General features: G+C 70.1%; 6 protein-coding genes. All 6 read left to right on the top strand.

The window, feature by feature from the left end; translation table 11 throughout:
- Window positions 1-977: 977 nt before the first annotated feature.
- The 6 genes from G6O68_RS30880 to G6O68_RS30855 are packed head-to-tail and all read left to right on the top strand — an operon-like array spanning window position 978 to window position 8,703.
- On the top strand, window positions 978-1,781 hold the full coding sequence (locus G6O68_RS30880) for an HpcH/HpaI aldolase family protein (RefSeq protein ID WP_165253459.1): 804 nt from the start codon (window positions 978-980) through the stop codon (window positions 1,779-1,781).
- 3 nt (window positions 1,782-1,784) lie between these two features.
- On the top strand, window positions 1,785-2,648 hold the full coding sequence (locus tag G6O68_RS30875) for a cupin domain-containing protein (RefSeq protein WP_165253457.1): 864 nt from the start codon (window positions 1,785-1,787) through the stop codon (window positions 2,646-2,648).
- The gene (locus G6O68_RS30870) at window positions 2,645-3,718 is read left to right on the top strand and encodes an NAD(P)-dependent oxidoreductase (protein ID WP_165253455.1); all 1,074 of its coding nucleotides are present in this window, start codon (window positions 2,645-2,647) and stop codon (window positions 3,716-3,718) included. Before G6O68_RS30875 ends, G6O68_RS30870 begins: the two co-directional genes overlap by 4 nt.
- A 12-nt stretch (window positions 3,719-3,730) precedes the next feature.
- Window positions 3,731-4,516: an SDR family NAD(P)-dependent oxidoreductase gene (locus G6O68_RS30865; protein WP_165253453.1), complete on the top strand. Its 786-nt coding sequence runs from the start codon at window positions 3,731-3,733 to the stop codon at window positions 4,514-4,516.
- Window positions 4,517-4,538: 22 nt separating this feature from the next.
- Window positions 4,539-5,381: a sugar phosphate isomerase/epimerase family protein gene (locus G6O68_RS30860; RefSeq protein ID WP_165253451.1), complete on the top strand. Its 843-nt coding sequence runs from the start codon at window positions 4,539-4,541 to the stop codon at window positions 5,379-5,381.
- A 46-nt stretch (window positions 5,382-5,427) separates the two neighbouring features.
- Window positions 5,428-8,703, top strand: a complete 3,276-nt coding sequence (locus G6O68_RS30855) for a family 78 glycoside hydrolase catalytic domain (protein ID WP_165253449.1) — start codon at window positions 5,428-5,430, stop codon at window positions 8,701-8,703.
- Window positions 8,704-9,470 lie beyond the last annotated feature (767 nt).

Below are 9,470 nucleotides of genomic sequence, written 5' to 3'. Positions count from 1 at the left end.
AGGCCTCCAGGCTCAGGGCGACCGCATCCCGCCGCCCGAAGGCCATGTGGTGGCGGAGGCCTGCGAACGGATCGTCCGGCTCTACGAATCGTGGGGACGACCGGGGAAGGCGGACGAGTGGAGGACCAGGCTGCCTGACGCGGGCGCTCCCGCGTCGAGGTGACGAAGGTCGACCCCGAGGGATTCGCGTCGCCGCGGCCGGCCGCTCATGTTCCTGGGCGACGCCGACACGAACGTCTTCGATCACGGCGAGGTCCCGACCGACCCCGGCATGTGTTGCGGCGATCCGCGAGGTCTCGCCCGGCACGCCGTACGCTTTCTTGCAGGCGGCCTGGCCCGGTCCGGCAAGACCCCGAGGACCTGGGGCGGCCTTCGGGATCCCGGCCGCCGTCCGGGCCTGCCTGCAGCGTCGCCTCGACGTCGACCCGGCTGTGTGGGCGGGCCGCCGGCTCGATCTGGATCCAATGCTGTTCGGCGACCGCGAGGCCGTCGGGGTGGGTCACTTTAACCAAGAAGAACCTGCTTGTTCGGCATCTCCAGGATCTGGCTTCGGCGGCCTGGGCTCCTGCAACGGCACCATGATCGAGGCGACCCGGACGAAGCCCAGGTGGTTCCTGGAAGTCATCTCATCCCGAGCCTCCGCGAGGCGATGCCGCTCGACCTCCTGCCGGGATCGCTCGGTCAGGCCCCGGCCCCTGGAGCGGTCGCGGTCGTACGGCCGCTGGACCTCCCGATCTCTTCGCGACGGGATCACCGCCTCGGCCCCGCGCGACGATCGCCTCGACGACCGCCCGAGGGCCGCGCCACTCGCCGGCGATCGCGACCTCCGCCGCCGGGCCTCCGATCGGCGTCTCGGCCTGCCGCGTCACGCGACTCCTCGGCATCCACTTGTTCCACAAGTGGACCAGGCCCTAACATGGGGGCTCGACTTATCGAGCGCGAGGCGGCTCCCGAATTGAGACGCGTGATTCTCTGATATGAACAGTTCAGCCATCGCCCAGTTCCGAGGGAGCCTCGCCGTCGGCCGCGCCGTCTACGGGCTGTGGGTGACGATGGAGTCGCCGAGCGTCACCGAGATGGCGGTCGCGCTCGGCCTCGATTGGGTCGTGATCGATGCGGAGCACGGCCACCTCGACTGGTCCGACATCGTCGCGCACCTCCGGGCCGCGGTCCGCAGCCGGACGGTGGCGTTGGTCCGGCTGGCGGAACTGGATCGCGGCCTGATCAAGCGGGCCCTCGACCTCGGGGCCGACGGCGTGGTGATCCCCTGGGTCGAGACCGAGGACCAGCTGCGTCGGGCCGTCGCCTACTCCCGCTATCCGCCCGAGGGGTGTCGCGGCATCGGGGCCGAGCGGGCGACCGGATGGGGCGAGTGCCTGGTCGAGCATACGGCCGAGGCGAACGACCAGGTCCTCGTCGTGCCCATCCTGGAGACCGTCCGCGCGGCCGACGAGATCGAGCGGATGACTCGGGTCGACGGGGTCGAGACCTTCTTCTTCGGGCCGGCCGACTTCTCGGCGAGCGCGGGCTATCGAGGGCAATGGGAAGGGCCCGGGGTCGCCGCGCGGATCCAGGCCATGAAGGACGTGGTGCGGAAGGCGGGGAAGTCCTGCGGGGTCGTCGCCGCGGGGGACTCGAACCTGGCCGAACGGTTCGAGCAAGGCTTCCAAATGCTCGGCCTCGGCCTCGACGGCGGCCTCCTGCTCCGCTCGCTGCACGCATCCCTGGCCGCCGTCGGCCGGGACCGCAAGATCCGATCCGGCCTCCGAATCGAGGATTAGTCCATGCCGCAGGCCCCCCTCCCCCGCCCCCCGGAATCAATGCGTCCCGACCGCGTCGAGGTCGCGACGCCGGTCGGCGCGGGCGAATTCGTCGAGATCGAGCCCGGCATCCGGTTCGAATGCCTCGTGGGGTCGCACAACGGTTCGCGCGGCCTGACCACCGGATTAGTGACCATCCCCCCCTCGGCGTCCCTCTCCTACCACACGCACCCGTTCGCCGAGTCGATCACCCTGCTGAGCGGGCGGGCGACGGCCGCCGTCGAGGGCCGCGAGTACGACCTTGAGCGGCTCGACAACGTCGTCGTCCCCCGAGGTCTCGCGCACCTGGTCCGCAACCCGTCGGACCGCGAGCCCGCCGTCCTCCACATGGCCCTGGCGAGCGACGATCCGACCCGCACGGTCGTGGACGACGCGTTTCCCCGCGAGAGGAGGCCCGGCGGGGCCGACGGCCGGGACGGCGCGGAGCGCGTCAACCGCTTCCGGGACGCCGAGCGATTCGAAGCGGGGCCGAACACCTCGTTCATCGACTTCTTCAACGAGACGCTCATGCCCGGGCTGGAGATGAGCGGAGGATACGGCCTGTTCCAGCCGGGAGGGCGGCTGCCGGCCCACGTCCACGACTTCGACGAGTCGATCTGCATCATCGACGGCGAGGCGACGTGCGTCGTCGAGGGCCGCCGCCATGCCATGCGCGACGGGGCGACGGCCCTCCAGCCGCGGGGCCGCGTCCATTACTTCATCAACGAGTCCGACGGTCCGATGGCCATGATCTGGGTCTACGCCGGGCCGTCGCCCGTCCGGATCGTCGTCGACGAGCTCTGCGCGACCGTCGAGGGCGACCCCTGGCGCGAGGGAGGCCGCCGATGAGCGGGGCGCTCGGAAGGTTTCGCGTCGCGCTGACCGGCGACTTCTTCGGGCCCGACGGCTCGACGAAGTATCCCGACGTCGGCCTGTCGATCCTCGACGCGTCGGACGACGTGGAGTGGGTCAGGTTCCCCGAGCCCAGGACGCCGATCGGCCCCGACCAGGTCGCCGATTCCGGGGCCAACGGCGTCGTCGTGCTGACCCCGGCCGTGACCGTCGAGAGCGTGTCGCGCGCCCGCGACCTGCTGGCGATCGGGCGGTTCGGAGTCGGGTACGACGCGGTCGACGTCGCCGCCTGCACCGCCGCCGACGTCGTCGTCTTCATCACCGCGGGCGCGGTGGACCGCCCGGTCGCCGAGGCGACGGTGGGCTGGATGATCGCGCTCGGCCACAACCTCCGGATCAAGGACGACCTCGTCCGGACCGGCCGCTGGGACGAGCGCTCGAAGTACATGGGCCGCGAGCTGCGCGGGCGTACGTTCGGCGCGGTCGGTTTCGGCGGCATCGGCCGCGCCACCGTGCAACTGCTCCGCGGGTTCGGCATGAATCCGCCCATGGCCTTCGACCCGTTCCTCGCCCCGGCGGCGGCCGAGGAGGCCGGCGTGCGATCCGTCGGCCTGGACGAGCTGCTGCGAGAGGCCGACTACGTTTCCATCCACTGCCCCCTGAACCGGGAGACGCGAGGGCTGATCGGCCCCCGCGAGATCGCCCTGATGCGGCCCGACGCCTACCTGATCAACACGGCGCGCGGCGGCATCGTCGACGAGGACGCCCTCTACGACGCGCTCGCGAACGGCCGGATCGCGGGCGCGGCCCTTGACTGCTTCGCCGAGGAGCCGGTCGTCCGTCCGCATCGTTTCGGCCGGCTGGAGAACGTGCTGCTCGCGCCGCACTGCATCGCCTGGACCGACGAGCTGTTCCGCGACATCGGCCGGGCGGCGTGCGGGGGGATGGTCGACCTGGCGATGGGCCGGACGCCTCGCGGGGTGGTGAATCCCGAGGTCCTCGACCGCGCCGGGTTCCGGGAGAAGTGGGAGCGGCTGCGTCCCCGTCGGGGCGATCTTCCGGCTTGAGGAGGCCGCGCCATGGGTCGGAGACTGGAAGGACGGACGGCCTGGATCAGCGGGGCCGCCTCGGGGATCGGCGAGGGCGTCGCTCGGCTGTTCGCCGCCGAGGGGGCGAACGTCGCGCTGTTGGACCTCGATCGAGGCCGCCTCGAGTCGGTGCGTCGGTCGATCGCGGAGGCCGGCGGCCGCGCCCTCGCGTGGCCCGCCGATGTCGCCTCGGATTCGGCCGTCCGCGACTCGATCGAGGGGGCCGTCGCCGAGTTCGGCGGCCTGGACGTCGTCGTCAACTGCGCGGGGGTCGTCCACGTCGGCCCCCTGCACGAGTACGGCGAGGACGCCTGGGACCGGCTGATGGGGACCAACCTCAAGAGCATCTACTTCTCGGTCAAGCACGGCCTCGCCCACCTGCGACGAAACGCGCGGAGCTACGTCGTGAACGTCGGCTCGATCAGCAGCCTCGTCGGCCAGGCCGCGACGCCCGCCTACACGGCCTCGAAGTCGGCGGTCCTGGGGCTGACCCGGTCGATCGCCCTGGACTACGCCTCGATCGGCCTGCGTTGCAACTGCGTCTGCCCGGGGATCACCGACACCCCCATGCTCCGGCATCATCTCGGGAGCGGCGGCGACCCGGAAGCCGCCCTCGCGAACCGGCTCCGACGCGTCCCCCTGGGGAGGGCGCTGACGCCCGAGGACGTCGCCCGGGCGGTCCTCTACCTGAGCTGCGAGGACTCGACCGGGGTGACCGGCACGTCCTTGGTCGTGGACGGCGGCTACCTCGCCGCCGCCGAGTGGGACCCCGCCTGAATCGACCGCCGCGGAGGATCCGATGACCCTGAAGCTGGCCTGTGCGGACTTCACGTTCCCCCTGCTCGCGCACGACAAGGTCCTCGACCTGATCGCGCTCCTGGAGTTCCAGGGGGTCGACGTCGGCCTGTTCGAAGGACGCTCGCACCTCTGGCCGTCGAGGGCCTTCGAGGACCCTCGCGGGTCGGCCCGGGCCCTCGCCGGACGCCTCCGCGACCGGGGGCTCGAGGCGGCCGACGTCTTCCTGCAGACCGCGCCGGACTTCACCTCGTTCGCCCCCAACCATCCCGACCCGGCGCGGCGCAGGCTCGGGCGCGACTGGTTCGAGCGGACCCTGGAGTTCGCGAATGTGTGCGGCGCCGGACACGTCACGGCCCTCCCGGGCGTGACGTTCGACGAAGAGGAGCCGCCCACGGAATCCTGGCGGCGATGCTGCGACGAGCTGGCCTGGCGATGCGAGGCCGCCGCGGCGCGAGGCGTCGTGTTCGCGATCGAGGCGCACGTCGGCTCGATCGTCCCCACCCCCGCCGCGGCGGCCGAGCTGGTCCGCTCGGTCCCCGGCCTGACGCTGACGCTCGACTACACCCATTTCACGCGCGACGGGCGGCCGGACGCCGAGGTCGAGCCGCTCATCGCGCTCGCCAGCCATTTCCACGCCCGATGCGCCCGGCCCGGGCGGCTGCAGGCTTGTTTCAAGGACAACACGATCGACTACCATCGCGTCGTCGACGTGATGAAGCAGGTTGGCTACTCCGGGTACGTCGGCGTTGAATACGTTTGGATCGACTGGGAGCATTGCAACGAAGTGGACAACCTCTCGGAATCTATCCTCTTGCGCGACCACATCCGTGCACGCCTCGGATGAACCTTCTTGCGTCAGGTCGACATCCCCACCGTCGAGGTACCCTCCCATGCTGCGTCGCCTCGCCACCGCCCTCCTCATCGGATTCGCGACCGTCGCCGAAGGCGCCTCGCTTCGCGTCGAAGACCTCCGCTGCGAGTATCTGGCGAATCCCCTGGGGATCGACGATCGGGCGCCCCGCCTGAGCTGGCGTTCGACGGCCCTCGCCCCCGACTCTCGCGGCCTGGTGCAAACGGCGTATCAAATCCGCGTCGCCCGCACGGAGGGGGGGCTGCGCGAGGGCGAGCCGTGCCTGTGGGACAGCGGCAAGACCTCGACGGATCGCTCGTTGCACATCCCGTACGGGGGCGCGCCGCTCGCCTCGCATGACGAGTGTCATTGGTCGGTCCGGGTCTGGGACCAGGACGGCGAGGCTTCCGAATGGAGCGCCCCCGGCCGCTGGACGATGGGAGTCCTCGACGCGCGAGACTGGAAGGGACGATGGATCGGATTCGACGGCGGCGACGCGACCGAAGGCCCGGGCGCGACATTCGGAGATGCGGCCTGGATCTGGCATCCCGGACCTCGCCCCGCGTCGGTCGGCGCGCCGATCGGGCCTCGGTACTTCCGCAGGAAGTTCATCCTGCCCGAGGGGCGTCGACTCCGGAGGGCGACCCTGACGACCGCCGCGGACGACTCGTTCACGGCCTTCGTCAACGGGGAGCCCGCCGGGCGAGGCGCAGGCTGGGCGTCGATCAGGACGATCGACGTGACGTCGTCGCTCCGGCCGGGGGTTAACGCGATCGCCGTGGCCGCCGTCAACGCCGAGTCCCCCAATGTCGGTCCCGAACGGAATCCCGCGGGCCTGATCGGGCTCCTCCGCGTGGAGTTCGAGGACGGCGAGCCGCTGCTCACCCCCACCGACGCGGCCTGGCGATGCGGCGAAGTGGAGGCCGAGGGGTGGCGGCTGGCCGCGTTCGACGATTCCGGATGGGCGCTCGCCGTGGAATCCGGAAAGCTCGGCGCGTCCCCGTGGGGCCCGATCGGCGGGTCGGAACATCGACGCCTCCCCGCGAGGATGCTGCGACGCGAGTTCGACGCGACCCGCGACGTGCGGAGAGCGACCGCGACTGTCTGCGGCCTCGGCTTCTTCGACCTGGAAGTGAACGGGCAGCTCGTCGGCGATCAGCTCATGAACCCCGCGCTCACCGGCTACGACCGCCGGCTCTGCTACGTCACCTTCGAGGTCGGCGATCGCGTCAAGAGGGGCCGTAACGCGCTCGGGGTCGTCCTCGCGAACGGCCGCTTCTTCGCCCCTCGGGTCAACGACCCCGTGCCGATGCACACGTACGGCTATCCTAAACTGCTCCTCCAGCTCCGGATCGAGTACGAGGACGGCTCCGTCGAAGAGGTCGTCAGCGACGACCAATGGCGATTGACAACCGAGGGCCCGATCCGCGCGAGCAGCGAATTCGACGGCGAGGAGTACGACGCTCGCCTCGAGATGCCCGGCTGGTCGAGCCCCGGCTTCGACGACTCGCGGTGGCGGAAGGCCGACCTCGTGGAGTCCCCCGGCGGGGCTCTCGAAGCCCAGATGGTCGAGCCAATCCGCGTCACGGAGGTCCTCAAGCCGGTCGCCCTCGCCAATCCGAGGCCGGGAGTGTTCGTGGTGGATTTCGGCCAGGCCTACTACGGGACGGTCCGGCTCAAGGCGTCGGGGCCCGCCGGGGCCCGGGTCTCGTTGCATACGTCCTTCAACGTGACGCCCGACGGCCTGCTCAATGCGGCCAACGACCGCAGCGCGCTGAACACCGACGTCTACACGCTGAAGGGCCGGGGGGTCGAGACCTGGAGCCCCCGGTTCAAGGGGAACGCCACGCGGTTCGTCCAGGTCGAGGGCTTCCCGGGGACGCCGACGGCCTCGAACTTCGAGGGCCTGGTCACCCACACCGACATGGAGCCCGTCGGCGAGTTCGCCTGCTCCAATCCTCTGATCAACCGGATCTACTCGAACGCCCGTTGGGGCACCCGGATGCAGAACCGGAGCGTGCCCATGGAGCCGGACCGCGACGAGCGGATGCCCTGGTCGGGCCACCCGGCCAAGACGTCCGAGAGCGAGGCGTACGCCTTCAACGTCGCCCGATTCTACGACCACTTCCTCCACAACTACCGCGCCCATCAGGGGGACGATGGGAGCCTCCAAGAGATCCTTCCGCCCTACTGGACCTTCAACTCGAAGGACATCGTCTGGCCCAGCGTCGTCACGGTGATCCCGGATTGGTACCACGACTTCTACGGCGATCCGCGTCCGCTCGCCGACAATTACGAGTGCATGAAGCGCTGGGTCCTCTTCCATGAGAAGGCGTATCTGAAGGCCGACGGCACGGTCGACTACTGCAATTTTGGCGACTGGGTGGACGGCACCTGGATCAAGGACGCCGCCGACAAGCGCGTCACCAGCCGGCCGCTCATCTCGTCGGCCTACTACTTCAACAACTGCCGGATCCTCGCCCGCGCCGCCCGGATTCTGGCGAAGCCCCAGGACGCCGAACGCTTCGAGATCATGGCCGAAAGGACGAAGTCCGGCTTCAACGCCCGCTTCTTCGACCCGGAAACCAATACTTATGAGAGCCGCACGCAGGCGTCCTACACGCTCCCCCTGGCGTTCGGCCTCGTCCCCGAAGAGCATCGACGGGCAGTCGTCGCAAACTTCGTCGACGAGATCATGGTGGCGAAGGAGGGCCACACGTCGGTCGGGCTGGTCGGGATGCAGTGGTTCATGCAGGTGCTGACCAACGAGGGCCGCGCGGACGTGGCCTACCACGTGGCGACCCGCACGACCCGGCCGAGCTGGGGATACATGGTTTCGAAGGGGGCGACGACGAGCTGGGAGCGGTGGGACACCGATACGCAGGACGGGGGGATGAACGGCGAGAGCCAGAAGATCCTCTCCGGCAACCTCGAAGCATGGCTCTACCAGACACTCGGAGGGATCAACTATGACCCTTCTCGGCCCGGCTTCAAGCACGTCGTCCTGCGGGCCTGGCCCGTGGGCGACCTGACGTCGGTCCACGCCCGGCACGAGTCGCTCTACGGGCCCATCGAGAGCGATTGGAAGCTCGATCGCGGCGTATTCGACTGGACGATGGTCGTCCCCCCGAACACGACGGCGACGATCCACGTCGCTTCGTCGGACTCCGCCGCCGTCACGGAAGGCGGCAATCTCGCCGGCCAATCCCCCGGCGTCCGTTTCGAGCGCTTCGAATCCGGCTTCGCGATCTACAGCGTCGGCTCGGGGAGATATTCATTCCGCTCTCCCGCGTGGAAGGCCGAAGCCGCTCGGTGAACACGACCTCCCCTTGCCGAGTCCGGCGTCGGTCCGAAGAAGGCCGCCGCTTCCGCCGGCGGAGTGGCTCCAAGCTGAAAGGTCGGCGACGTTCGCCCGGGCAGATAGGCTCCGATCGTCGCGAGCCCATCGTCAAGGTCGTCGGGGGCGCGGCGCCCGCCCGGGCCCGTGAGTCGCGGCGTGAGGCCGGGTAGGCCCGACTGCCCCGCCTCCGAGTCGTCGCGGTTCGGCTCGCGGGAGCCTCGTTCGCGACCGGCCGCTTCCGGACGGAATGTTCGAGCCGCCCGCGACGAGATCGGGGCGACGAGCGACGTCCTCACGCCCGCCCCGCCCCAACAGAGGTCCTCTCGCTCGCGGGCTCGACGGCGTCGCCGCCCTTCGGTCCGCGCGCCGCCGTTCCTTCACGATCCATGGCCGATGGTCATCGCCGCGGTCCGTCGCCGCATCAGGTCGCGACGGCCCCCCGCCCCCCGGGAGCAGCCTCGCGGCGGGTTCGTTCGAGACGCCGTCCGAGGTCGACCATCGGAGCGGACGACTCCAAATCCGAGCGAGCCGCCTGAGCGGAGAGACTACGCCGCGCGTACCTTCGGTCCGCTGATCACTCGCCGCAATCGCGTCATAGACCCCGGGAGAGGTCTAGCCTACGCCGGTCGTCTCGGCGACTCCGAATCATGGGCACCGAGAGGAGGATTCGTGTCCCGGATCGTCACGATCCAGGCCAAGGTCCGCGACCCGGCGGCGGTCGCGGCCGCCTGCCGGAGGCTCGG

The organism is Paludisphaera soli (assembly GCF_011064595.1).
Taxonomy (GTDB): Bacteria; Planctomycetota; Planctomycetia; order Isosphaerales; family Isosphaeraceae; genus Paludisphaera; species Paludisphaera soli.
This window is presented reverse-complemented; position numbering and strand designations above follow the sequence as displayed.

What these genes read in the sequence shown, in the direction of transcription:
- G6O68_RS30870 (WP_165253455.1), top strand. Translation starts at nt 2,645, where the DNA reads ATGAGCGGGGCGCTCGGAAGGTTTCGCGTCGCGCTGACCGGCGACTTC.
- G6O68_RS30880 (WP_165253459.1), top strand. Translation starts at nt 978, where the DNA reads ATGAACAGTTCAGCCATCGCCCAGTTCCGAGGGAGCCTCGCCGTCGGC.
- G6O68_RS30860 (WP_165253451.1), top strand. Translation starts at nt 4,539, where the DNA reads ATGACCCTGAAGCTGGCCTGTGCGGACTTCACGTTCCCCCTGCTCGCG.
- G6O68_RS30855 (WP_165253449.1), top strand. Translation starts at nt 5,428, where the DNA reads ATGCTGCGTCGCCTCGCCACCGCCCTCCTCATCGGATTCGCGACCGTC.
- G6O68_RS30865 (WP_165253453.1), top strand. Translation starts at nt 3,731, where the DNA reads ATGGGTCGGAGACTGGAAGGACGGACGGCCTGGATCAGCGGGGCCGCC.
- G6O68_RS30875 (WP_165253457.1), top strand. Translation starts at nt 1,785, where the DNA reads ATGCCGCAGGCCCCCCTCCCCCGCCCCCCGGAATCAATGCGTCCCGAC.